Source organism: Aeribacillus sp. FSL K6-2848, from assembly GCF_038004325.1.
In the GTDB taxonomy this organism is placed as follows: Bacteria; Bacillota; Bacilli; order Bacillales; family Aeribacillaceae; genus Aeribacillus; species Aeribacillus composti.
The window spans coordinates 3152709-3176251 of the sequence record NZ_JBBOQQ010000001.1; the positions used below are offsets into that span (position 1 = coordinate 3152709).

Consider the following 23543-nt stretch of genomic DNA (forward strand, 5'->3'; position numbering starts at 1 on the left):
GAGGTTAGCAGGACCAATTTATGATTTCAATAAAAATGAAGGTGCTATCTGCACCTTCATTTGTTAGCTGGAATTATTTTAGGGATTTATCGTCCTGCGTTAGCTGCGAAGAACTGCTGAAAATTTTTCCTCTACCGCCTTAATTACTTTTTCATGAGCTTTTGCTGCTTCCTCATCCGTCAATGTTCGTTCAGGATCGTAGTAGCGGAGTGAAAATGCGATCGATTTTTTCCCTGCTCCCAAACGTTCTCCTTCATACACATCGAAAATGGAAATCTCTTTTAACAGTTTTCCGCCCGCTTCCCGGATCGTTTCTTGAAGCTCGCCAGCATGCACATGCTGATCAACGACTAAGGCGATATCCCTTGTAATAGATGGGAACCTTGGAATCGGCGTATATATGACTGGCTTAGCTTCATATTGAATGAGATCGGCTAGCTTCAGCTCAAAAACATATGTTTCATCTAAATCATACTCTTTTTCAACTTCCGGATTTAATTCGCCGACAAATCCGATGAATGATCCGTTTAAATAAATATCTGCCGTTCTGCCGGGATGCAGCCCTTCACGTTTTGCCTGTTTATACTCAATTTCATCCAACAGTCCAAGCAGATCAAATAAACCGTTTAAAATTCCTTTCACAACATAAAAATCAACTTTTGTTTTTTCCCCTTGCCATGGGTGATAAACGTAGTGACCCGTCATGACGCCTGATAAACGTTCTTTTTCCAAAGGCTTTTCTAAAGCATCGTCCGAAATGAAAACAGAACTAATTTCATAAAGATGAATATCATCGATTTGCCGCGCTTTGTTATATTTTACAGACTCAAGCAAATGAGGAAGCAGGCTTAAACGCAAAACACTCCGCTCTTCACTCATCGGCAATGCTAATTGAGTAAAGCTTGACGTCTCCAGCGTAAATTGTCCCGCCTTTTCTTTGCTCGTTAATGAATATGTGATCGCTTGATAAAGCCCGGCGCCTTCCAAAAATCTTCGCACTTTTCTTCTTTTCAATTGATAGTCTGTTAATGCTCCGGATGTTGAAGATCCTTCAGGCAATGTTGACGGAATATAGTCATATCCGTAAAGGCGGGCTACTTCTTCAATTAAATCTTCTTCAATCGCAATATCGCCTCTTCTTGTCGGAACGGTTACTGTAAAAAGACCGTTTTCTTCAACGGTTTCAAATTGCAAGCGGTCAAAAATTTCTTTTATTTCATCTACTGCAATGTTTGTCCCTAAAACGTTGTTAATTTTCTCAGCGGAAATGGTGATCACTTTTTTCTCGATTGAAAAATCATGAAATTCTGCTTCACCTTCTAAAACAGTTCCGGAGGCGTATTTTGCGATCAATTGTGCTGCCCGCTCTGCTGCAGCTTTTACCCTGTTCGGGTCAACTCCCTTTTCAAATCTCAAGCTCGCTTCACTTCTAAGTCCGAAATCCTTCGACGCTTTTCGGACAACACTGCCTTTAAAATAGGCGGCCTCAAGCAAAACGGTCGTCGTATCGTCTCTTACTTCAGAATCGGCCCCTCCCATTACACCAGCTAATGCAACAGGTACTTTGCCATTTGTGATCACAAGGTGATCGCTTGTAAGCTTTCGTTCTTGATCATCAAGGGTCACGATCGTCTCTCCGTCATGTGCGCGGCGAACGAGTATTTCCTTTGATCCGAACCGGTCATAGTCAAACGCATGAAGCGGCTGGCCGTATTCTAATAAACAATAGTTTGTAATATCGACGACGTTGTTATGCGGTCTGATTCCGGCTTTTATTAAGCGCATTTGCATCCATAAAGGGGAAGGGGCAATTTTGACATTTTTAATAATTTTAGCTATATAGAATGGATTATCTTCTTTTGCTTCAACATTCACAGTAATATAATCAGTTGCTTTTTCTTCGGCAGCCTCATAATGAACTTCCGGCTTTCGAACCTCTTTCTTTAAAATTGCTGCAACTTCATAGGCAACACCGATCATGCTTAAACAGTCAGAACGGTTTGGTGTAAGACCTAATTCAAGTACATAATCGTCCATAAACAGCTGTTCAATCGCATTTTTTCCAACTTCAGCATCACTAGGGAAAACAAAAATGCCGTCAGAAAACTCTTTTGGGACAAGCTTTCCTTCAATGCCCAGCTCTTGCAAAGAACAAATCATACCGTTAGATTCTTCACCGCGCAGCTTTGCCCGTTTAATTTTGAAATTGCCCGGCAAAACCGCACCAACTTTGGCTACCGGCACTTTTTGACCTTTTTCAACGTTTTGGGCGCCGCATATAATTTGCACTGGTTCTCCTTCACCGATGTCAACTAAACATTTGCTTAATTTTTCTGCATTTGGATGCTGTTCTTTTTCAAGCACCTGTCCAACTACAACATCTTTTATTCCTTCATTAACAGCTTGAACATTTTCAACTTCAATGCCGCTCTTCGTTATTTTTTCAGCCAGCTCCTCAGGGGAAATGTCTAGATCAACATATTCAGAGAGCCATTTGTATGAAACGAACATGAGAAAACCTCCTTTTAAGCTTGTTTAAACTGTTTCAAAAAACGCACATCGTTTGTATAAAAATGACGAATATCATCAATTCCATATTTCAACATGGCAATCCGTTCCGGTCCCATTCCAAATGCAAAACCACGGTATTTTTTCGAATCGAATCCCGCCATTTCCAAAACGTTTGGATGAACCATCCCTGCTCCTAAAATTTCAATCCAGCCTGTTCCTTTGCATACATGACAGCCTTTCATGGAGCATTTAAAACAGGATACATCGACTTCCACCGACGGTTCAGTAAACGGGAAAAAGCTCGGACGCAGACGAATTTGCCTGTCTTCACCGAACAGTTTTTTCGCAAACACTTCGAGCGTTCCTTTTAAATCGCTCATGCGAATGTTTTCATCCACAACGAGCCCTTCAATTTGCGTAAATTGATGGGAGTGCGTTGCATCATCTGTATCACGTCTGTATACTTTCCCTGGACAAATGATTTTTACAGGACCTTTCCCTTTATATTTTTCTAACGTTCTCGCCTGAACTGGAGATGTGTGTGTGCGCAGCAAAATTTCATCAGTTATGTAAAAGGAATCTTGCATATCCCTTGCCGGATGGCCTTTCGGCAAATTGAGCGCTTCAAAATTGTAATAATCTGTTTCAACTTCTGGACCTTCCTCTACTGTGTATCCCATGCCGATAAACAAATCTTCAATTTCTTCAATGACCGCTTGGAGAGGATGATGGTTTCCTGTTCGAACTGGTCTACCTGGAAGGGTAACGTCAATCGTTTCTTGCTGTAATTTTTTCTCGATTTCTGCTTTTTCGAGTTGTTCTTGCTTACTTGTTATTTCCCCGGCAATCACTTCCCGAATTTCATTTGCTAACGCACCTATTTTCGGCCGTTCTTCTTTCGAAAGCTTTCCCATTCCGCGAAGAACTTCGGTAATCGGTCCTTTTTTTCCAAGATATTGAACGCGAATATTTTGCAATTGTTTTAAATCCGTTGCTTCCCGTACCTTTTGCAACGCTTCATCGCGAAGCTTTGTTAATTCTTCCTGCATGTAAATTCCTCCTTTTTTAAAATAAATAAAAAAAACCCATCCCAAAAAAGGGACGAGTTGAATTTCGCGGTACCACCCTTATTAACAAAGAAAGAATCTTTGTTCACTTCATTATCATAACGGCACAGCCGGAGCGCCTTTACATGCTTCCGCATGGTCCTGGCGTCAACTCTGGAGGTGAATTCGTTTGCCTCTACCATAAAAATGCTTCCAGTCTACGGCATTTTCTCCCTAAATGGCGACCTGCAAACTACTCTTCTCCGTCATCGTTATTCCTTTATTCAATTGCTTTTAATTATAAAAAAAAGAAATTAAAGGCGCAACACTATTTGCGAAGATGGTACATGAAAATAGCTGAAGCAACGGCAACATTTAATGACTCCGCTTTTCCATAAATCGGAATGTGTAAATTTTGATCCGTCATATCCAGCAGCTCTTTTGAGACCCCATTTCCCTCATTTCCTACAAGGAGGGCAAATGTTTCAGATGGAGGGATCTCTTTATAGAAAACAGCATTTTTTGTTGAAGTTCCAAATACAGGAATTTTCTCTTCCTTCAATTTGTTTATAATCTGTTTTAATGACGAATTGACCACAGGCAAATGAAAAATTGATCCTTGTGTCGCCCGGATCGTTTTACTATTGTACAAATCAACCGTCCCGTCACCTAAAATCACAACATCCATTCCAGCCGCATCTGCAGTACGAATGATCGTACCGAGATTTCCTGGGTCTTGAACCGCATCTATTAACAGCCATTTTTTGGCGTTCAAATCGATTTCCCACCTAAGCTGCTTACAAACAGCCATGACACCTTGCGGGGAATCCGTTTCAGACAGAAGCGAAAACACCTCTTTGGAAACAATCGTTGTCGGAATAGTACCTTCGAAAAAATGATTTGGCAGCTTCGCTCCGTCTAAAACAATTAACTCTTGAACAATTGATTTGTATTTGAGAGCTTCCTCGATTAAATGCAAGCCTTCAATTAAAAACAGCCCGCGCTCTTCCCGTTTTTTTCTTGATTGCAGCTTTTTCCATTCTTTTACTCTTTCATTTTTAGTTGACGCAATCCGTTTCAATGATGGTGTCTCCTTCAACTGATAGTTCATTTCATATACATATTATAGAAAACAAAAGAAAAAATAAAGAAGAATGAAGAAAAACGAGGTGAAGGATATGAATTTTGATTTGCGCAATGCAGTCATTGCCAACATATCGCAAAATTCAAAAGACGAGCTGAGAGAAACGATCGTTGATGCCATCAATAGCAAGGAAGAAAAAATGCTTCCAGGGTTAGGCGTGTTATTTGAAATTATCTGGAACCATTCAAGTCAGCGTGATCAGCAGGAAATGGTTGAAACACTTGAACAAGGATTGAAAGAGACTGGAGCTGGGAAATAACCAGCTCCTGCTTTTTAGTTGTACGTAATGTTTTCAACCGTTTTTTTGTCGAGGCGTTTAATGACTTCTGTCAATAATTGAACCGTATGTTCAAAGTCTTCGCGATGAATCATCGCAGCGTGTGTATGAATGTAGCGCGTTGCAATCGTAATGGAAAGCGTTGGAACACCATTTCCTGTTAAATGAATCGATCCGGAGTCTGTACCGCCACCCGGCATAGCATCATACTGATATGGAATGCCGCATTCTTCAGCGACCCCTACGACAAAATCGCGAAGCCCTTTATGGGAGACCATAGAAGCATCATATAAAATAATTTGCGGACCTTTCCCCATTTTTCCCATCGCTTCTTTTTCGGAAATGCCTGGAGTGTCGCCGGCTATTCCGACGTCTACGCCGAAAGCAATATCAGGCTCAATATAATGGGCTGATGTGCGGGCTCCTCTTAATCCTACTTCCTCCTGAACGGTTCCTACACCGTAAACGACGTTCGGATGGTTTACCCCTTTCAGCTTTTTCAAAACTTCGATCGCTATTGCACAACCGATGCGGTTATCCCAAGCTTTCGCCAAAAGGATTTTATCATTTTTCATAACGGTGAACTCAAAATAAGGCACAATTTGGTCGCCGGGACGAACACCAAATTCCATCGCTTCTTCTCGGCTGCTGGCGCCAATATCAATAAACATGTCTTTGATCTCTACAGGCTTTTTTCGTGCTTCTGCCGGCAAAATATGCGGCGGCTTGGAACCGATGATGCCGGTCACATCTCCTTTTTGGGTGACAATCGTCACTCTTTGTGCGAGCATAACTTGATTCCACCAGCCACCAACAGGCTGAAAGCGAATGAACCCTTTATCATCAATTTGCGTAACCATAAAGCCGACCTCATCAAGATGGCCCGCGATCATAATTTTGGGTCCGCCTGATTCTCCTTCTTTTTTGGCAATTAAACTGCCGAGTCCATCCGTTTGGATATCATCCGCATAATCTTTTATGTACCCTCTCATTACTTCTCTGACTTCCCGTTCATTGCCGGCGATGCCTTTCGCGTCTGTTAAATCTTTTAACATTTTCAATGTTTCATCCCATTTCTCCACACTGAAACCTCCTTTAATTTATATTCTTCATTTTTTCCAAACGGAATTGTTAATATCCTTGATTTTGTCTAGCATGATTGACTTCATTTTTCGCCATGTATGCTGAAATAATATCTTCCTCTGAAAAGCCCAGCGCAGAGCCGAGTGTAACATAGTCGTTAAATAAATCGATATACGCTTGGACAGACAAATATTCATTGAATTTTGCCGTTTTTTGATAAACGTTTAAAAAAAGATCGGTCAGGCTTTTATCGATTTTTTTTGCTTTCATTTCCGGCAGTTTTTCAATATACAATTCATGGCCGATCGACAATAAAAAATGAAGGCCGTCTACATACTCTTCCAAAATAACCTCTCTGTCGGAAGGCGGCTTAACGCTCCAAAATTTAAAGCAGCGCGTTTCATTAGCCAATTCGCCAATTTCGACAAGCAAGGCTAAAACTTTTCTCTCGATCAGCCTTTCTTCCTCCAAACCGTGTTTCTTTTCAATTTTTTCATCCAATTCTTTTTGCATTTTATATAACTGTTCAAAATCCATTTTCTCAACCCCTAAAATATATCTAAAAAAATTATAGCAAATGTGATCATTAATGAAACCCCTTCAATTCCTTTTTCGTAATGTATATGTATGAATATGACCTTCGGGGAGGTTTAAAGTAAATGATTGTCATCCTTCTTCGTCTTTTCATAATTGCTGCGATTATTTTCCTAATTTATTCATTCATTAAATATTTATTGAACCCGAAGCGAAAGTTAGAATTGGCTCATGAGCAAAAAAAATTTTTCTTTCTTGATGATAAAGAAAATGTCCACAAAAATTTTTTGTTAACGCATAAAGGAGTTTTATTTGAAGGGGAAAAATATTTAGGCACGACTGAAACTTCTTTTGAAGTTATCTCCGTTTTTATTTGGACATCTACTCCAAATAAGTTAAGGGGGTTTACAAAAGAAGATTTTCAATTTATAGAATCGAAAATAAAAGAAGCATATCCTTACGCCAAAATCGACTGGAAAAGTCCAATTAAAGAGTTTTTGAATCGGAACGAATCGGAATTCCCGACACTATCTTAAGACAGCAAAAAAGAAAGAGCAGCTTGACATTCCCGTTCAAAATTGACAGCGTTAAAAGACTATGCGGTTCATGACTGGACGATCATGGTGTCGCTTTTTTGATCAATCTATGCAACATTTCTGATTTAAAAAGAAAATAAGCATTCTGAAGGCAGTTCCCATTGCGGGAGCTGCTGTTAGCTTCCATTTCTATTTTTATCCCATTACCTTTTCTCTTCCTCTATGAAATTTTGTAAAACAGCTCGGTAATTGATTATAATTTTTCGAAGTCTCCTTTTTAATTGGGTTTGGTCACTTTCATTATAAAACAGAGTGCTTCGTAAATGCTTTTTTCATTTTGATGATATTCTTGATCCCAACATTTAGTATAGAACCTAAATTTTTTGCATCGGCCTAAAAAACCCTTGAACTTTTGACTTTTTTCACTGTTGAGAAACGTAAAGCCATAATCGTTTACCTTTTCAGCCATATAAAAATCCCCTCCAAATAGAAGTGCAGCATCCGCGAGTCATTGCGCAGATTTTTTACACGTCTACTTAAAGGGGATCAATAATGTGCTGTTCAATTATGTCCAGCCCAAAGAGCAATGTACGTTTATAGGTGGCTTGCTTTTTCGATTACTTATTTAATTCAGCTTTAGCTGTTTCGGCGAGTTGTGCAAATCCTTTTTCATCATTTACTGCTAAGTCAGCAAGCATTTTTCTGTTTACTTCAATGCCAGCAAGCTTTAAACCGTGCATGAACCGGTTGTAGGAAAGACCGTGAATGCGCGCAGCAGCATTGATTCTCGTAATCCAAAGCTTACGGAAATCGCGTTTTCTTTGGCGACGGTCACGGTATGCATACATTAAAGATTTCATTACTTGCTGGTTAGCAACTTTATATAAACGATGTTTCGAACCGTAATAACCTTTTGCAAGCTTAATAATTTTTTTGCGGCGTCTGCGTGTCACTGTACCGCCTTTAACACGTGCCATAATGCATTCCCTCCTAAAAAATCGAAGTTAAAAATTATTTTATATTGTCAAGCATTTGATGAATACGTTTAAAGTCACCTTTGCTTACTAATGCTGGTTTGCGAAGTTTGCGTTTTTGCTTTTGAGTTTTGTTAGCGAATAAATGACTAGTAAATGCATGAGACCGTTTCAAATTTCCGTTCCCAGTTTTTTTAAATCTTTTCGCAGAGCCGCGATGAGTTTTCATTTTAGGCATAAAAGGATCCTCCTTCTATTTCTTTTCGTTTTTCGGTGCTAGCACTAGAAACATGCTGCGCCCATCCATTTTCGGCTTCGTTTCAACAGAACTGATGTCAGCGCATGCTTCAGAAAATCTTTCTAGAACTCGTTGGCCGATTTCTTTATGGGTAATCGCTCTTCCTTTAAAGCGGATCGATGCTTTCACCTTGTCACCCTTCTCCAAAAATTTCCGAGCATTGCGAAGCTTTGTATTAAAGTCATGCTCTTCAATTGTTGGGCTTAGGCGGACTTCCTTCACATTAATAACTTTCTGCTTTTTACGCGCCTCTTTTTCTTTCTTTTGCTGCTCGAAGCGGTATTTTCCGTAATCCATGATGCGAGCAACCGGCGGTTTTGCATTCGGAGCAACAAGAACGAGATCCAAATTGGCATTTGCGGCAATATCAAGCGCTTCTTGCCGTGATTTAATGCCTAACTGATTACCGTTTTGATCGACCAGTCGAACTTCACGAGCGCGGATGCCCTCGTTTACTAACATATCTTTGCTAATAATGAGCCACCTCCAAGATTTTATAAACAAAGTGCACGTTCGCCTTGACAGAGCTTATACATTCGTTTATGCAAATAAAAAACGCGTAGACGCACACTGCACCCACACGTTGAATACACGAACTTTTTGTCCAATGTATAAACCTGTCAACAGCAACAATGTGCGTCAATCAGGTGAGAAGCGGGTGCTTCTGCTTGTTCTCCTTGACTATAATATTCTACCATGGCAAAGCAGCTTTGTCAAAACAACATTTCTTCAAAAACGATACCATTTTAAACTATTCAAACAGAAAATGCAAGAGTCTATTTGAATGAACATACATAAATCGGAATGGAGTGGACATGATAATCAACATATAACTATTGGAGTGATCGAAATGGATGCAAACCGCGTAAAACAAATTTTATCCTCGCCCGCTGATATTGAAGTTCTCTATAACGGAGCTTCCGTTTGGATTGATCAGCTAAATGAAGATGGAAAAACAGCAACCGTTCATGTAAGAGGTCCGTTTAAAGAACGTACGGTTGTAGATATTTCTGAGCTTGAAGAAAAATAATTCCTCCATTGTTTTAAACATTATTGATATAAAATAGCTCCCAATGCTCCGGTAAAAGAACCGTTTGATAAAAATATGCTTTGCAGACCTGTCATGGAATCAAAGCTTTGGATGATTTGTTGTAAAGGAGGGTTTTGCGAAATTGCAGCTCCAACATAGACACACGTGTCCACTTGATGAAGCTCGGCACATTGCTTTGCCAAAAGAACGATCGTTTCACCAATCAATTGAAATAACGTTGCAAAAGCATCTTTTTTCCGGGCTCTCGATAAATCCGGATTGCCAAAATTAGCAGCGGTTACATCTCCTAAAATTGGAGGAGCCTCTTCTCCATACAAATCTTTTACCAACAAATCAACATGGCTTCGATCACCTTTTTTCGCCAAATCAACGATTTGATAAAAATTGCTCTCCTGCAAAATGAGCCGGCTTAAACCGGAAATAACACCGCCGCCGATACCGCTTCCAAGCAAACGCTCATACCGCTCGCCCTTCATAAGGAAAAAAGATGTTCCAGTTCCGATGCTGACGATTAAAAAATCGCTCTTTGGCTCCTTTCCTTCTTCTACTAAAAGCTCTCTTGTTCCTATACAAACTGAATCAAATTCTGGAATAAAGGTCACATCAGCGCCGGTCAATTTTTCTTTTACTTTTGCAGCTCTGCCTCCTGTTATTCTATAGCGGGCAGCCGGCTTCAATCTCTTCATCCAAGAAAGAGCTTGATCCATTTCATCAATTGGAAACCATTTATACCGATATCGTCCATGTTCAACATAAGCAATTTTTAATAAACTTCCCCCTGCATCAATTCCTACTATTTCCATCTGTACACCCCTCGCTTATGCTTTAAAAAAAAGGAAATCAGCAAACGCCGATTTCCTTATTTTCTCCCTTCTTTTCCAACAGATACAGCAAATGTCTCCAGCGGCATGGATTCTGATTTTTGTTCTCCATACTTTCTGACATTGACCGTCTCATTTTCTGCTTCTTGATCACCGACAACGACCATGTACGGGATTTTTTGCATTTGTGCCTCACGAATTTTATAGCCGATTTTTTCATCCCGAATATCGACTTCAACACGCAAGCCTTCTTGCTGAAGACGCTGTTCTACTGTTTTGGCATAATCAAGATGCACTTCCGGCGAAACAGGGATGACTTTCACTTGCACAGGTGCAAGCCAAGTTGGGAAGGCGCCTTTAAATTCCTCAATTAAGAAGGCAACAAACCGTTCCATCGTTGAAACAACTCCGCGGTGAATAACAACTGGCCGATGATGTTTGCCGTCTTCGCCAACATATGTTAAATCAAGCCGTTCCGGAAGGAGAAAATCTAGCTGAACAGTCGATAATGTTTCATCTTTTCCTAAAGCCGTCCGCACTTGTACATCCAATTTCGGTCCGTAAAATGCCGCTTCACCTTCCGCTTCATAATAATCCAGCCCGAGTTCGTCCATTGCGGCTTTCAGCATCGACTGGGCTTTTTCCCACATTTCATCATCATCATAATATTTTTCTTTATCCTCAGGATCGCGGTAAGATAATCGGAACGAATAATCTTTTATACCAAAATCCTCGTATACCTCTTCAATAAGGCGGACAACTCGGATGAATTCGTCTTTAATTTGATCCGGCCGAACGAAAATATGTGCATCGTTCAACGTCATCCCGCGAACACGCTGCAGCCCTGTCAATGCACCTGACATTTCGTATCTGTGCATTGTTCCAAGTTCTGCAATGCGGATCGGCAATTCCCGATAGCTGTGAATTTCATTTTTGTAAATCATCATATGATGCGGGCAATTCATCGGACGCAATACAAGCTCTTCGTTATCCATCTTCATTGGCGGAAACATATCATCTTGATAATGGTCCCAATGGCCGGAAGCTTTATAAAGATCGACGCTGCCGAGAACAGGTGTGTATACATGCTGGTATCCGAGTTTAATTTCTTTATCAACAATATAGCGTTCGATAATCCGGCGGATAGTTGCACCTTTTGGCAGCCAAAGCGGCAAGCCTTGTCCAACCTTTTGAGAAGTGGTAAACAGGTTTAATTCTTTTCCAAGCTTGCGATGATCCCGCTCTTTTGCTTCTTCAAGCATGCGGAGATGTTCTTTAAGCTCTTCTTTTGTAAAAAATGCTGTACCGTATATGCGTTGAAGCATTTTGTTTTTGCTGTCTCCACGCCAGTAGGCGCCGGCTACGCTGAGCAATTTAAATTCCTTTATTTTTCCGGTAGAAGGAACGTGGACTCCTCGGCATAGATCGAAAAATTCTCCTTGCTCATATATGGAAATGATTTCGCCTTCCGGAATATCATCGATAAGCTCAAGCTTTAAATGGTCGCCGATTTCCTCATACATTTTTTTTGCTTCATCGCGGCTTACTTCTTTACGAATAACCGGCAAATTTTCGCCGACAATTTTTTTCATTTCTTTTTCGATTTTAGGCAAATCCTCGTGAGAGATCGTTTCATCCATATCGATATCATAATAAAAACCGTTTTCAATGACGGGCCCGACTCCCAATTTTACATTTGGGTAAAGCCGTTTAATCGCTTGCGCCATTAAATGTGCTGTACTATGTCGTAAAATTTCTAACGCTTCTTTTGTATCAGGCGTCAAAATTTCAATCTGGCCGTCTTGTTCAATCGGGGTTTTTAAGTCAATAAGCTTTCCATTTATTTTACCTGCAATGGCTTTTTTCTTTAATCCAGGGCTGATGGATGCAGCGATTTCTTCCGTTGTTGTTCCGTACGGAAATTCTTTTACAGAACCGTCTGGAAAAGTAATTTTAATGGCTTCTTTCATCTTCTTTCCTCCTTTGTTTTTTCTTGCAAAAATAAACACCCGTCCCTAAAAGAAGGGACGAGTGTTGTATGTAAAACCCGTGGTTCCACCCTAGTTCCCGCTCAAAACTTTGAGCGGCTCATTTTGATAACGGAACAATCCGCCAGCTATTACTTGGCAAAAGCCGTTCACAGCTGAAGTTTAGAGGTGGTAAGAGCATTACACGAGTTAGGAAGGTTTCAGCCTGTGCCTTCCCTCTCTTTGAACTGTGATAATACTCCCGTGTCCTCATCATAACCTTTTCGTGATGAATGATTTCAACCGTATTATAGACTGATTCGCCACCAAAAATCAAGGAGTACTGAAAGAAACTTATCGTTTTTGAAAGCTAGCCCTTGAAAAAAATCGAACCCGTTCCTGAAAGATGTTTTGGATCGTTTGAATCATTGCTTCCTCCTGTTGATCGGAGTATATATAAATTTCTAAAGGAGCAATGGATACAAGCGGGGCCAGCAAATGGGAATCAATATACATCGGGTGGCGATAAATAAATTCCCGATCAATCCACTTTTTCAATTCCAGCTCTTTTATTTCGATGAACTTTTCATTAAACACTTGAAAGGAAGTATCATGCAAAATATGAATCGTTGATAATTTCGGTTTTTTATTGAGAACATATTCCCGCAAGCTTTGAATAAAATTTTGGTATTCCTGCTCCATTTTATACTCTTCAATGGAGAGACCGACATATTCCGAAAGTCTTGATAAATAATCAGACAAGCGGAATTGAATAAATGATTCTATAGAAAAAGATTGGTTTGGCCGAAGGAAATTCGTTAAAGCAGAAATAATTAAGTTTTCTCTCGGCTCAAAATGTTTGATCATTGGAATTTCCGCCCGCTCTCCTTCCAAGATCGATTGAGCAATATGTAAAATTTGCTGTTTTTCATCTTCATCCTCAAAATAAAATTGTTTTTCAATTATAAAAAGAAGGAGACGGGGCTCTTTCACATTTAGAAAAAAGTCAACAAATGATGGTACGAGCACATCAGATATAAATGTTTCCCAATCATCTGTTTCACATGTTAATACTGTGCCGTTCAGCAAGGCTGCTTGGAAATCAAAGTTTTCCTTCTCTGTATTAAGCAATTGATGCAGATAAGAAGCTTCTTTTTCCGTTTGAAAAGTTATTTCCAGCAAAAAAAGATCCCCCCCTTTATATAGCAAGTCCTGTTTCTATATATATGGGGGGATGGCATTATTTAGAAGTGTTTGCTGTCCAGCGGCTATTCTTGTCTGCGATTTTTTCCTTTCAATTCCACGGGAATGGCCAAAAAACGAATCCTTTCCATAATTCTTTTTGCCTTTAACTGTTCTATTTCGCCTTTTTGTGAATAAGTCAGGTGGTGTTCCAATTCGCTAAAATTAAAGTTGGATGTAAAAAAGGTCGGTAAATTTTCAAGCATGCGGAATTGGAGAATCGAACCTAAAATGTCGTCTCTCATCCAGCTCGACATCGATTCAGCACCAATATCATCAAGCATTAATACCGGAATTTTTTTAACCGCATCAATCTTTTCATTCAGTGAATGATCTTGAAGAGCGCTTTTTAACTCCCTGACAAACTCCGGAACATATACAAGCATGGAAGGAACGCCTTTTTCCGCCAGCTCATTCGCGATCGCTCCAAGAATAAATGTCTTTCCCACGCCGAAAGAACCGTATAAATACAATCCTTTTAACCGATCATTTTGACCGTATTGCTCAACAAAATCTTGCACGAGAGACACTGCCTTCAGACGGTTCGGTTCGTTTAAATCAATATCCTCAAGGTGTGCATTGAGGATTTCCTTTGGTACATACATGCATTTAATGAGCGATTCTTGTTTTTTTCGAGCATCATATGCTTCTTTTCTCGGGCATTTATCATATTTCAGGTCGATTGTTTTTCTTTCAATAATTAATGTAGGGTGATATCCTTTTAAAATATTTTTGCACTCATCTAAATTTCGACATTCACGGCAAAACTTGCTCTGCGTTACAAATTCATACAGTTTGCCTAAACTGCGGTCAATCATATTTTCATCGATTTGATCTTTATGCTTTTCTAAAAATAACCTGACATCTTTGTCCGATTTTATTTGCTGTTTCAAGTTCAAATACGTTTCCCGAAACCCTTTGCTGTTCATGAATTGTTTTAAATGATTTTGCAGGGATTCCATCTTCCTCCCTCCTTTCGCCTAGTCCTTCTGTTTATTTTTATATTTTTTAATCCGCTCCTGCAGCTTTTGTTTTTCTTTTTCAAACGCTTCCGGATCGATGTTTTCTACCTGTTGATTTTCGTTTTCCAAAAGCCATGAAGGGAGTTTTTCTTTTCGAACGATTTTTTTGCTGTCAGTCTTCTTATCCTTTGTTTCCGCCCAAGTTAAATATTTCTTATGTTCTTTTTTCGCCACATCCACTGCATCCTTCACAGTTTTAATTCCTAATCGAGCCCAGTGGCTGGCAATTTTCTCAACATACGCTCTTGACAATTTCATATTTGTTTTTAGCAGGACATAATAAATTAAAACGTTGACAACTCCGGGAAGCAGCTTTTGCTGAAACATGACATCTTCAATAATTTTCAAATCCGCTGCGGACGGTTCAATACCGCCTGAAATATCTTTTAGAAACTGTCTTGGAGAGATGGATTCAAGCTGTCGAATTAATTCCTTATCTTTTGACTGTTCAATTTCTTCGTCTTTCACCCGCTGATTCAAAGGCTGAAGCCTATCAACAAGCTCTGGAAGACGGTTGCCGTGATTCAGCTTATACCAATCCCTCGCCCATTTTCGCAGCTCGTCTAAATTAATTTGCTCATCATGATCCAAAGAACGGATGACCAGATTTTTCATTTCAATTGGATCAATTCCATAAACATATGCTAATTTCTCAACAGCTTCCTTAACCGCAGGCGTGATCGCTTTTTTGGGCACAATATGCTCTGATAAACCGGCATAAAACAATTGAAAATCAAAGGACTGGTTTTGAATCGAAATCGGTTCTCCAGGCGCATGATCAAAAAGCTCCTGATCGTTTTCCTCAGGTTCCATTGCAATATTGGCTGAAAGCTCAGATGGGTGGATCGATTGGTATACTTCATGAAATGATCTTGTCACATCTTTGGCGTTGCTATCAACCGATTTATCGGAAAAATAGCTTTTCAATCTTTGGTACACCGTTTTTCCAACTCTGTTATATAAATATATGTTCAACATTCCATCATAAAAAAATTGTTTGGGGGAAAGAGGTCGTTGAAGTTCATAAATATATTTTTTCGGTTCGCTTTCATCGACAAGGTATGTTTTTAAAAGACCTATTCCTTCTAATTTCAAACGGTCATGATAAATTTCATTTAATGGGGATTGAGTAACAGCCATTAAAAAATGGTGGGTCGATTCCGTCCCCCAAAGACGGTTTTGTTCAAGCTCGCTCCAAAGCGTCATGTATAAGTTTAACGTTCTTGGCCCGATTAAGGGCTGGTACAGTAATGTAAGAACTTTTCGGTCAAATTCATGAATCAAACTGCTCGTACATTTCACAACGTAGCGATCAACAGGCAGCAGCTCTTTCCAGTGATGATGTCCAATCATTTTTTCAAAACCTTCCCAAATAGCATGTCATAATCTCGCAGCTCTTTATGAACGTTCTTTTTTGATCAGTTCTTTCAATTCCTCAATAAAGACATTTATATCTTTAAATTGCCTGTAAACAGAAGCAAATCGAACGTATGCGACTTCATCAATTTCGGCTAGTCTGTCCATCACCATTTCGCCGATCGTTTCGCTTGATATTTCCGATGTACCTAGATTTCTTAGTTCTTTTTCAATATCATGCGCAGCATCTTCCAATTTTTTTAAAGAAACCGGTCTTTTCTCACAAGCTTTAATCATCCCGCGCAAAACTTTTTCCCTGCTGAACTCTTCACGTGTTCCTTCCTTTTTCACAACGATGAGCGGAATTTCTTCCACTTTTTCAAACGTTGTGAACCGATATTGACATTCCTCACATTCCCTTCGCCTCCGAATTGATCTCCCTTCATCGACTGGACGCGAATCTAAAACACGTGTTCCAAAATGGTGGCAGGAAGGGCATTTCATATCACCAGCTCCAATCTTTTTAACTAAATCAAAAAAGCTCTACCTACATCTTATTAAATAGCATTGGATCAGACAAGAAACTTTCAAGCTCTTGTATTTTTGTTATAGATAATTCGACTGAATGAAATGGATTTCTGTCAGTCCGGTCCAATCAAATGATGTTCGAACCGCCAAACAGTGATGGCAGCCATGCCAATAAAAGCTTTTTTATTTTTACATCACTACAATGAATGATTTTAAAAACATCAAAGCCTCTTTTTCATAACGGCTTTGCAGGGGGTAGAATAACTCGGTCCTTTGAAGCCACAAATAAGATGCCTCTAAATACCATTCAATATGAAATATTATTCTTTATTATAATATAAAAAGAGGTGCAGTAAAAAGCTGACACCTCTTTGCATTTCCATTCAAATTTTATTCTGTTTTCACTTTAAAGTGCTTTTGCTTGACCCTGTTTGATTTGAACAGGACCCATACCGCGAGGAATTTCAATATTTTCGCGCGTTTGAGCACCTAAAGCTTCAGAAATGTAATCCGCTGCAATATTTGGATTTAAATCACCGCAAGTGTACACATCAATGCTAGCATATCCATGCTCTGGAAAACTATGAATTGTTAGGTGTGACTCTGAAATGATCACAACTCCGCTTACACCCTGAGGCGCAAACTTATGAAACGCAACCTCCCGGATTTCAGCACCTGATTTTAATGCTGCATTTACAAACGTTTTTTCAATAAATTCCAAGTCATTCAACTTATCAAAGTCGCATCCCCACAGCTCAGAGATAACGTGACGTCCCATTGTTTCCATAGCCATGGATCCCCCTTTATAAATTTTTATGAATTCTTCGCACTCTGGTATGTTTAACTACCACGGGGGAAAGTTAGTCCAAAGAGGTCCTAACCCTTTAAGTAGCCACATTACCTTGCGTTTAAGAAGTTCACGAAAAATAGTATATATGGTTTGATTTGTTTTTGCAACATACTTTGTCAAAAATTTTGCGCTGAAAAAAGTATCCAAACAAAAAGAAGAAGAGGGTCAATCTTTGTAAAGATCAACCCTCCCATCATTTTATACAGCTGCGGCCAATTTATTCAATTTGCTTGCTACAAGTTTTGCTAAATCCACAACGCGGCAAGAGTAGCCCCATTCATTATCATACCATGCAAGCACTTTTACCTTTCTTGTTCCCATAACCATTGTCGTTAAACCGTCGACAATAGCAGAGTGCGGGTTTGTGTTGTAGTCAACCGATACGAGCGGTTCTGAAGAAAAATCTAATATCCCCTTCAGCTTTCCTTGAGAAGCTTGGATAAACGCTTCATTTACCTCTTCAACGGTCACATCGCGTTTTAGATCTACAACAAAGTCTACGAGGGAGACGTTTGGTGTAGGCACTCTTAATGCAAGACCGTGCAATTTTCCTTTTAATTGCGGTAAAACTAAACCGATCGCTTTTGCTGCACCGGTAGTTGTCGGAATGATTGATTGGGCGCACGCTCGCGCTCTTCTTAAATCTTTATGCGGATTATCAATATTTCTTTGATCGTTCGTATATGCGTGGACAGTAGTCATTAAACCATATTCAATGCCAAACTGTTCATCAAGAACTTTTGCAACAGGCGCTAGACAGTTTGTTGTGCAAGAAGCATTCGAAATAATGACATGGTTGTCAGGATCATATTGTTCTTCGTTTACACCGATAACAATCGTTACATCTTCATTTTTTCCAGGTGCTGTTAAAATAACTTTCTTCGCCCCTGCCTCAACATGCATCATCGCTTTTTCACGGGAGTTGAATTTTCCTGTCGCTTCAATCACTATGTCCACATCTAGATCTTTCCAGGGAAGTTCAATAGGATTTCGATTGTTCAAAAGAAGCACTTTATGGCCATTTACAATTAAATGATCTTCTTTTGGAATGACTTCTCCTTCAAATTTCCCATGGTTTGTATCGTATTTAATTAAATGAGCCAATGTTTCTGCTGGATAGCTTGCATTGATTGCTACGATATTCAAATCTCCTTCTAAAATTGCTTTTCTGAATACCATTCGGCCAATTCGGCCGAAACCGTTAATGGCAACCTTAGCACTCATGTGAATATCCCCTTCCGGCATTATGTTACACTTTTTATCTCCTATTCTGTTAATTAGTATATCATATTTATAAAATAACGAAACAATTATTTTAATCGTTTCTTAAAAAAATATATACTAAAAATAAAAAAACCGCTCTATTTGCGAGCGGATTAACCAATTCCCCAATTCATGAGAATGTTTTCCAATTGCTGTTCCGTTTCTTCTAATGTTCCATCATTGTTGATCACTGCATCGGCAAATTTTACTTTTTCTTTCAAAGGCATTTGTGCATTGATGCGTGATAAAGCTTCTTTCTTCGAAAAATTATTCCTTTTCATTAATCGTTCCAGTTGATTTTTTTCTCCCGTATAAACAACAATCACTTTATCCACTAAATGCTTCAAATTGCTTTCAAATAGAAGGGGAATATCAAGAACTACTGCTTTCGCACCTTCTGAGATCAATTGTTCCTGTCGCCTTTTCATTTCCAGCCTGACCTCAGGATGTACAATACTGTTTAGCTTCTCCCGCTTATCTTCGTTTTGAAATACAATGTAGCCTAATCGAGCTCGGTTGATCGTTAAGTCTTCGTTTAATATTTCCTTTCCGAAAGCATTTACGATCTCTGTATATGCTTTTTTGCCGACTTCTACCACTTCTCTTGCAATTAGATCTGCGTCAATAACTGGAATGCCTCTTTTTTTAAGCATTTCAGACACAGTGCTTTTTCCGCTTGCTATGCCTCCAGTTAATCCAATAATCATTGTCATATCATCATTCTCCTTTATCCTTACATGGCCCAAACACCGATCATTATTAATAATAAACCCGGGATAAATGAAAACTTTTCAAAAAACGAATAGGATGAAGCAAATCGGCCGGATTTCATTCCAATATAAACAAACATCGTGCTCATACAAGTGACGAAAATAGCTGTTAAAAAAGGTTCATACCCTGCTAAAGCCGCACCGATTCCTGCTCCGAATGAATCGAGCGAAAGAGCGATCCCAAGCAGCAAAGCTTCCACGCCTGTAATCTCGCCAGATCGATCCATATCAACTGCAGCAGGCTTTTTCAATATATGAATGACAATGCCTAACGATTTTAATTCCATATTTAAAATCGTTTTTTCACTCTTTTCCTCATCTTTCTCATCCTCTGATTCATTGTTGCGGAAAAAGGAATATAACACAAACATGCCAAGCAAAATAAAAATAGCTCCGCCAAGCCTATCCGTAAAATAGGGAGGAAGAACACTTTGAGCTATTTGTCCGGCCATCATCGCAGCGAGCAACACAATCGCCGAACAGCATGAAATAGTGATAATCGATTTAATTGGAATTTTTACTTTACGCAAACCGAACGCTAAGCCAACAGAAAAACTATCAAGACTGACTGCCAACGCCAATATTAAAACCGATCCGATTTCCGTCATTTTATCAAATGCCCCTTCTTTCCTTTTATTGCTAACATAGTAATATGAAAACCGCCTAAAATGTGTTCGCTTCAGAAGGTGGCATAAATCTTTCTACACTTGGCAAGATGAACAAAAATGTGTGCCTCTTCCCCCAATTTTTATTTTTTGGATAGGGCTTCCGCAAATTTTACATTGTTCTTTTTCTCTTGCATAGACAAATAAGTCCAGTTGAAACATCCCGATTTGCCCTTGTGAATTGACGTAGGATCGGACAGTACTTCCTCCTTTTTCAACTGCTTCCTTCAGCGTTTGAATAATTTCCCGATGCAATATTTTCACTTTTTCCGCTGTCAAATCTTTTGCCAGCCGCTCCGGATGAATGCCTGATCGAAACAATACTTCATCAACGTAAATGTTTCCTAATCCCGCCACTATTTTTTGGTCAAGCAAAACCGTCTTGATGTTTCTAGAGGTAGACTGAAGCTTGCTCATAAGTCTTTCAGCAGTAAATTGTTCCGAAAAAGGCTCCATCCCTAACTGGGACAAAGGAGGATGCTTCTCCTCCTCGCCCTTTTGATACAGATGCATAGTGCCAAATTTGCGAACATCCCGATATCTTAATTCCGTTTCATCTTGAAAGCGAAAAATGACATGTGTGTGAGGTTCAATGGGCTTTATTTTTGGATACAGTCCATATCTTCCTTCCATTCGTAAATGTGATACAAGAACATATCGATCTAAATAAAATTTTAAAAATTTCCCTCTTCTTCCGATTTCATTGATTGTTTCCCCTCTCAAAACGCGGCAAAACTGCTCTGCGTCTTCGGGACGTTTGATGATTTTCGGCCATGATACGATAACTTCATCGATGACTTTTCCTATGACAAGCTCCCTTAATGTTTTTCGAATCGTTTCTACTTCAGGAAGCTCAGGCATTATGTTCACCCCTTATCTCCACTCGAAAAAGGCGGGGGAGCTTCCCTTTCCGCCTTTTTCAAATTATTTCGCTTCATACCACGTAGAACCGTAAGAATAATCAACCTTTAACGGCACTTTTAGCTGAATGGCATTTTCCATTACTTCCGGAACAAGCTTTTCTAAAATTTCAATTTCATCCTTTGGCGCTTCAAACACCAATTCGTCATGAACTTGAAGCAGCAGCCTCGTTTGCAAATTTCGTTTTTCAATTTCTTGCGCCATATCGATCATCGCTTTTTTGATAATATCCGCTGCACTTCCTTGAATCGGAGTATTCATGGCTGTTCGCTCGGCAAAACTTCTGATATTGAAATTTCTGCTCGTAATTTCCGGAATATATCTCCGACGCTGCATTAGTGTCGTTACATAGCCTTTTTGCTTCGCCTCTTGGATTATGCCATCCATATATTCTTTAACACCTTTATAAATTTCAAAATATTTTTTAATAAATTCACCAGCTTCTTTTCGGGTAATTCCTAAGTTTTGCGACAATCCGTAATCGCTGATTCCGTAAACAATCCCGAAATTAACTGCTTTTGCCTGTCTTCTCATGTTGGAGGTCACTTTATCTTCTTCGACATGGAACACATCGATCGCCGTTTTTGTATGAATATCAAGATCTTGTTGAAACGCTTCAATCAATTTTTCATCTCCAGATATATGCGCAAGCACTCGCAGTTCAATCTGGGAATAGTCCGCTGCAAAAATGACCCAATCTTTTTCAGAAGGGATAAATGCTTGACGAATTTTGCGGCCTTCCTCAAGGCGAATTGGAATGTTTTGCAAATTCGGGTCTGTGGAGCTTAATCTTCCGGTTTGCGTTAATGCTTGATTAAATCGGGTGTGGATTTTATGCGTATCACGATGGACAACCTTCAGCAACCCTTCAATATACGTCGATTGAAGCTTTCCGAGCTGCCGGTAATGCAAAATTTTCTCCACAATTTCGTGTTGTCCTCTCAATTTTTCTAAAACGTCCGCAGAGGTCGAATACCCCGTTTTGGTCTTTTTCAAAACCGGTAGATTGAGCTTTTCAAATAAAATCGGCCCAAGCTGCTTCGGAGAATTAATGTTAAATGACACTCCAGCTAGACGATGAATATCCTTTTCTAATTGCTTCAGCTGTTCATCAAGCTCTTTTCCCATTTCTTTCAGACGGTTGACGTCTATCTTTACTCCTGTTGTTTCCATGTCAGATAAAATGGCTGACAGCGGAAGCTCCAATTCGCTGAATAAATGAAATTGTTCATTTTCTTCTAATTCTTGTATTAATAATTCTTCCAGCTCATAAATGGCTAACGCTTTTCTGGCAAGATGTTCGCCTAAAATGTCTTCATCAGGGATATGACGTTTAGCGCCTTTTCCGTAAATCACTTCATCCTTTTGAACTAAATGTTTATTTTTTGCCTTTGCAAGCTCGGCTATGTCGTCAATCGATTCAGACGGGTTTAAAATGTATGAGGCAATGAGAACATCAAACTCAATACCTGCTAAATCAATGTTTCGCCAGCGCAGCGCCACAATTGATTTTTTCGCATCATACACCACTTTCCGCTTTGTTTCATCCTTCACCCATTCTATGAACTCTTTTGAATGTAGCGCAATTTCGGCTGGAATATAAAAACATCCATTTTCGTTTGCGATAGAAAACCCGATGATTTCTCCAGTATGATAATTTTCATCAATGATTTCCACTAAAAGAGCTGCCTTCTCTGATAAAACCTTGTCTGACAGCTTTTCAACTTTTTCGAACTTAATCGTCGGCATTTCATCCGCTTCTTCATTCTCATGCTCTCCCATTTTGTCTAGGAGCGATTGGAAGCCTAGTTCCTTAAAAATTTTCACTACTTTTTCTTTGTCATAGCCTTTATACTCAAGGTCTTGAATTTTTATTTCGACAGGAGCTTCACAATGAATTGTCGCAAGCTGTTTGCTCATTAATGCTTGCTCTTTATAGTTTTGTAAGTTTTCCTTTAATTTTTTTCCATTTACTTCTTCAATCGAATTTAAAATATTTTCGACTGTCTCAAACTGTTTCAGCAATTTAATCGCGGTTTTCTCTCCAACGCCGGGCACACCTGGGATATTATCTGATTGATCGCCCATCAATCCTTTCAAATCAATAATTTGTGCCGGGCTTAGCCCATACTTCTCTTGAATCGATTCAGGCGTGTGCGGTTCAACATCTGTAATTCCTTTTTTCGTGATGGAAACGGTCGTTTTTTCAGTTGCCAGCTGTGTTAAATCCTTATCTCCGGAAATAATTTTCACTTCAAAATCTTGCTTCTCAGCTTGTCTCGCAACTGTTCCAATAATATCATCAGCCTCATAATTTTCGAGTTCATATGTTGTAATTTTGTAGGCATCAAGCAAATCCCGTATAAATGGTAGCTGCTCCGACAATTCAGGCGGGGTTTTTTGCCGAGTTCCTTTATATTCTTTAAAAGTTTTATGCCGGAACGTTGTTTTCCCTGCATCAAATGCAACAAGAATATGTGTCGGTTTTTCTTCCTCCAGTACTTTTAACAGCATATTTGTAAAGCCGTAAATTGCATTCGTATAAATCCCCTTATCATTATTTAAAAGCGGCAAAGCGAAAAACGCTCTGTAAGCAATACTGTTTCCATCAATTAAAACTAGCTTCTTTGTCACTACTACTAGCCTCCTTCAACTAAAAAAGCCATGCCTTCCTTCTATTCTAC

24 protein-coding genes and 3 other annotated features are annotated in these 23543 nt (G+C 39.4%); of the genes, 3 read left to right on the forward strand and 21 right to left on the reverse strand.

Translation table 11 applies throughout. The features are described from left to right. Window positions 1-99: 99 nt before the first annotated feature. From pheT to NSS70_RS15240, 3 genes are all read right to left on the reverse strand, one after another. Window positions 100-2511: a phenylalanine--tRNA ligase subunit beta gene (gene pheT, locus NSS70_RS15230; RefSeq protein WP_311066373.1), complete on the reverse strand. Its 2412-nt coding sequence runs from the start codon at window positions 2509-2511 to the stop codon at window positions 100-102. A gap of 14 nt (window positions 2512-2525) precedes the next feature. Next, window positions 2526-3560, reverse strand: a complete 1035-nt coding sequence (pheS, locus tag NSS70_RS15235) for a phenylalanine--tRNA ligase subunit alpha (protein ID WP_063387428.1) — start codon at window positions 3558-3560, stop codon at window positions 2526-2528. Between the two features lie 45 nt (window positions 3561-3605). Continuing rightward, window positions 3606-3836 (reverse strand) — a binding site (T-box leader). A gap of 49 nt (window positions 3837-3885) precedes the next feature. Next, entirely contained in the window at window positions 3886-4668 is a 783-nt protein-coding gene (locus NSS70_RS15240) for a TrmH family RNA methyltransferase (protein WP_375338756.1), read from the reverse strand. Window positions 4669-4735: 67 nt separating this feature from the next. Here NSS70_RS15240 and sspI point away from each other — a divergent pair, with 67 nt between their 5' ends. Continuing rightward, window positions 4736-4960 carry a small acid-soluble spore protein SspI gene (gene sspI / locus NSS70_RS15245; RefSeq protein WP_063387425.1) on the forward strand — a complete coding sequence of 75 codons (225 nt, stop codon included), beginning with the start codon at window positions 4736-4738 and terminating at the stop codon, window positions 4958-4960. Between the two features lie 14 nt (window positions 4961-4974). On the opposite strand, the gene NSS70_RS15250 is transcribed toward sspI, so the two are convergent. Next, a complete protein-coding gene (locus NSS70_RS15250) occupies window positions 4975-6060 on the reverse strand; it encodes a M42 family metallopeptidase (RefSeq protein ID WP_063387424.1) in 1086 nt (361 codons plus the stop codon). A 49-nt stretch (window positions 6061-6109) separates the two neighbouring features. Further along, complete coding sequence (locus NSS70_RS15255; RefSeq protein WP_066247793.1) at window positions 6110-6598, reverse strand: dUTP diphosphatase; 489 nt, start codon at window positions 6596-6598, stop codon at window positions 6110-6112. Window positions 6599-6720: 122 nt separating this feature from the next. Between NSS70_RS15255 and NSS70_RS15260 the strand changes: the two genes are divergently transcribed. After that, on the forward strand, window positions 6721-7131 hold the full coding sequence (locus NSS70_RS15260) for a hypothetical protein (protein WP_063387422.1): 411 nt from the start codon (window positions 6721-6723) through the stop codon (window positions 7129-7131). A 277-nt stretch (window positions 7132-7408) separates the two neighbouring features. On the opposite strand, the gene NSS70_RS15265 is transcribed toward NSS70_RS15260, so the two are convergent. From NSS70_RS15265 to infC, 4 genes are all read right to left on the reverse strand, one after another. Next, window positions 7409-7600 (reverse strand): hypothetical protein, encoded by a 192-nt coding sequence (locus tag NSS70_RS15265; RefSeq protein WP_130156128.1) that lies wholly within the window; start codon window positions 7598-7600, stop codon window positions 7409-7411. Between the two features lie 148 nt (window positions 7601-7748). Beyond that, window positions 7749-8108 (reverse strand): 50S ribosomal protein L20, encoded by a 360-nt coding sequence (rplT, locus tag NSS70_RS15270; RefSeq protein WP_063387420.1) that lies wholly within the window; start codon window positions 8106-8108, stop codon window positions 7749-7751. A 34-nt stretch (window positions 8109-8142) separates the two neighbouring features. Then, a complete protein-coding gene (gene rpmI / locus NSS70_RS15275; protein ID WP_063387419.1) occupies window positions 8143-8343 on the reverse strand; it encodes a 50S ribosomal protein L35 in 201 nt (66 codons plus the stop codon). A 15-nt stretch (window positions 8344-8358) separates the two neighbouring features. Further along, window positions 8359-8880, reverse strand: a complete 522-nt coding sequence (gene infC / locus NSS70_RS15280) for a translation initiation factor IF-3 (RefSeq protein ID WP_222422773.1) — start codon at window positions 8878-8880, stop codon at window positions 8359-8361. A gap of 68 nt (window positions 8881-8948) precedes the next feature. Next, window positions 8949-9079, reverse strand: a sequence feature (ribosomal protein L20 leader region). Between the two features lie 174 nt (window positions 9080-9253). On the opposite strand from infC, the gene NSS70_RS15285 reads away from it, so the two are divergent. Then, a complete protein-coding gene (locus NSS70_RS15285; protein WP_063387416.1) occupies window positions 9254-9433 on the forward strand; it encodes an H-type small acid-soluble spore protein in 180 nt (59 codons plus the stop codon). A 20-nt stretch (window positions 9434-9453) separates the two neighbouring features. Here the strand turns inward: NSS70_RS15285 and coaW are convergent, their stop codons facing one another. The 12 genes from coaW to polA form a co-directional block, all read right to left on the reverse strand. Continuing rightward, on the reverse strand, window positions 9454-10257 hold the full coding sequence (gene coaW / locus NSS70_RS15290; protein WP_339197016.1) for a type II pantothenate kinase: 804 nt from the start codon (window positions 10255-10257) through the stop codon (window positions 9454-9456). 56 nt (window positions 10258-10313) lie between these two features. After that, window positions 10314-12245 carry a threonine--tRNA ligase gene (gene thrS / locus NSS70_RS15295; RefSeq protein ID WP_340881883.1) on the reverse strand — a complete coding sequence of 644 codons (1932 nt, stop codon included), beginning with the start codon at window positions 12243-12245 and terminating at the stop codon, window positions 10314-10316. A 50-nt stretch (window positions 12246-12295) separates the two neighbouring features. Then, window positions 12296-12528 (reverse strand) — a binding site (T-box leader). A gap of 68 nt (window positions 12529-12596) precedes the next feature. Beyond that, a complete protein-coding gene (ytxC, locus tag NSS70_RS15300) occupies window positions 12597-13424 on the reverse strand; it encodes a putative sporulation protein YtxC (protein ID WP_063387414.1) in 828 nt (275 codons plus the stop codon). An 86-nt stretch (window positions 13425-13510) separates the two neighbouring features. Beyond that, complete coding sequence (dnaI, locus tag NSS70_RS15305) at window positions 13511-14446, reverse strand: primosomal protein DnaI (RefSeq protein WP_327862620.1); 936 nt, start codon at window positions 14444-14446, stop codon at window positions 13511-13513. An 18-nt stretch (window positions 14447-14464) separates the two neighbouring features. Continuing rightward, window positions 14465-15859: a replication initiation and membrane attachment family protein gene (locus NSS70_RS15310; protein ID WP_327862619.1), complete on the reverse strand. Its 1395-nt coding sequence runs from the start codon at window positions 15857-15859 to the stop codon at window positions 14465-14467. Window positions 15860-15904: 45 nt separating this feature from the next. Continuing rightward, a complete protein-coding gene (nrdR, locus tag NSS70_RS15315; RefSeq protein ID WP_063387411.1) occupies window positions 15905-16366 on the reverse strand; it encodes a transcriptional regulator NrdR in 462 nt (153 codons plus the stop codon). Between the two features lie 430 nt (window positions 16367-16796). Continuing rightward, window positions 16797-17177: an adenosylmethionine decarboxylase gene (gene speD, locus NSS70_RS15320; RefSeq protein WP_063387410.1), complete on the reverse strand. Its 381-nt coding sequence runs from the start codon at window positions 17175-17177 to the stop codon at window positions 16797-16799. A 261-nt stretch (window positions 17178-17438) separates the two neighbouring features. Beyond that, entirely contained in the window at window positions 17439-18464 is a 1026-nt protein-coding gene (locus NSS70_RS15325) for a glyceraldehyde-3-phosphate dehydrogenase (protein WP_063387490.1), read from the reverse strand. Between the two features lie 152 nt (window positions 18465-18616). Then, window positions 18617-19216, reverse strand: a complete 600-nt coding sequence (gene coaE, locus NSS70_RS15330; protein ID WP_339210197.1) for a dephospho-CoA kinase — start codon at window positions 19214-19216, stop codon at window positions 18617-18619. Window positions 19217-19236: 20 nt separating this feature from the next. Continuing rightward, the gene (gene ytaF / locus NSS70_RS15335; RefSeq protein ID WP_261308730.1) at window positions 19237-19956 is read right to left on the reverse strand and encodes a sporulation membrane protein YtaF; all 720 of its coding nucleotides are present in this window, start codon (window positions 19954-19956) and stop codon (window positions 19237-19239) included. Window positions 19957-19974: 18 nt separating this feature from the next. Then, the gene (mutM, locus tag NSS70_RS15340) at window positions 19975-20799 is read right to left on the reverse strand and encodes a DNA-formamidopyrimidine glycosylase (protein ID WP_130156137.1); all 825 of its coding nucleotides are present in this window, start codon (window positions 20797-20799) and stop codon (window positions 19975-19977) included. Window positions 20800-20862: 63 nt separating this feature from the next. Continuing rightward, entirely contained in the window at window positions 20863-23493 is a 2631-nt protein-coding gene (polA, locus tag NSS70_RS15345) for a DNA polymerase I (RefSeq protein WP_340881886.1), read from the reverse strand. Window positions 23494-23543: the final 50 nt, after the last annotated feature.

Bases quoted from the DNA above. Each gene is read 5' to 3' on its own strand.
- rpmI (WP_063387419.1), bottom strand. From the start codon at position 8,343: ATGCCTAAAATGAAAACTCATCGCGGCTCTGCGAAAAGATTTAAAAAA.
- NSS70_RS15260 (WP_063387422.1), top strand. From the start codon at position 6,721: ATGATTGTCATCCTTCTTCGTCTTTTCATAATTGCTGCGATTATTTTC.
- sspI (WP_063387425.1), top strand. From the start codon at position 4,736: ATGAATTTTGATTTGCGCAATGCAGTCATTGCCAACATATCGCAAAAT.
- rplT (WP_063387420.1), bottom strand. From the start codon at position 8,108: ATGGCACGTGTTAAAGGCGGTACAGTGACACGCAGACGCCGCAAAAAA.
- coaW (WP_339197016.1), bottom strand. From the start codon at position 10,257: ATGGAAATAGTAGGAATTGATGCAGGGGGAAGTTTATTAAAAATTGCT.
- speD (WP_063387410.1), bottom strand. From the start codon at position 17,177: ATGGAAACAATGGGACGTCACGTTATCTCTGAGCTGTGGGGATGCGAC.
- NSS70_RS15325 (WP_063387490.1), bottom strand. From the start codon at position 18,464: ATGAGTGCTAAGGTTGCCATTAACGGTTTCGGCCGAATTGGCCGAATG.
- coaE (WP_339210197.1), bottom strand. From the start codon at position 19,216: ATGACAATGATTATTGGATTAACTGGAGGCATAGCAAGCGGAAAAAGC.
- NSS70_RS15310 (WP_327862619.1), bottom strand. From the start codon at position 15,859: ATGATTGGACATCATCACTGGAAAGAGCTGCTGCCTGTTGATCGCTAC.
- thrS (WP_340881883.1), bottom strand. From the start codon at position 12,245: ATGAAAGAAGCCATTAAAATTACTTTTCCAGACGGTTCTGTAAAAGAA.
- pheT (WP_311066373.1), bottom strand. From the start codon at position 2,511: ATGTTCGTTTCATACAAATGGCTCTCTGAATATGTTGATCTAGACATT.
- NSS70_RS15265 (WP_130156128.1), bottom strand. From the start codon at position 7,600: ATGGCTGAAAAGGTAAACGATTATGGCTTTACGTTTCTCAACAGTGAA.
- NSS70_RS15240 (WP_375338756.1), bottom strand. From the start codon at position 4,668: ATGAACTATCAGTTGAAGGAGACACCATCATTGAAACGGATTGCGTCA.
- dnaI (WP_327862620.1), bottom strand. From the start codon at position 14,446: ATGGAATCCCTGCAAAATCATTTAAAACAATTCATGAACAGCAAAGGG.
- NSS70_RS15255 (WP_066247793.1), bottom strand. From the start codon at position 6,598: ATGGATTTTGAACAGTTATATAAAATGCAAAAAGAATTGGATGAAAAA.
- NSS70_RS15285 (WP_063387416.1), top strand. From the start codon at position 9,254: ATGGATGCAAACCGCGTAAAACAAATTTTATCCTCGCCCGCTGATATT.
- nrdR (WP_063387411.1), bottom strand. From the start codon at position 16,366: ATGAAATGCCCTTCCTGCCACCATTTTGGAACACGTGTTTTAGATTCG.
- mutM (WP_130156137.1), bottom strand. From the start codon at position 20,799: ATGCCTGAGCTTCCTGAAGTAGAAACGATTCGAAAAACATTAAGGGAG.
- pheS (WP_063387428.1), bottom strand. From the start codon at position 3,560: ATGCAGGAAGAATTAACAAAGCTTCGCGATGAAGCGTTGCAAAAGGTA.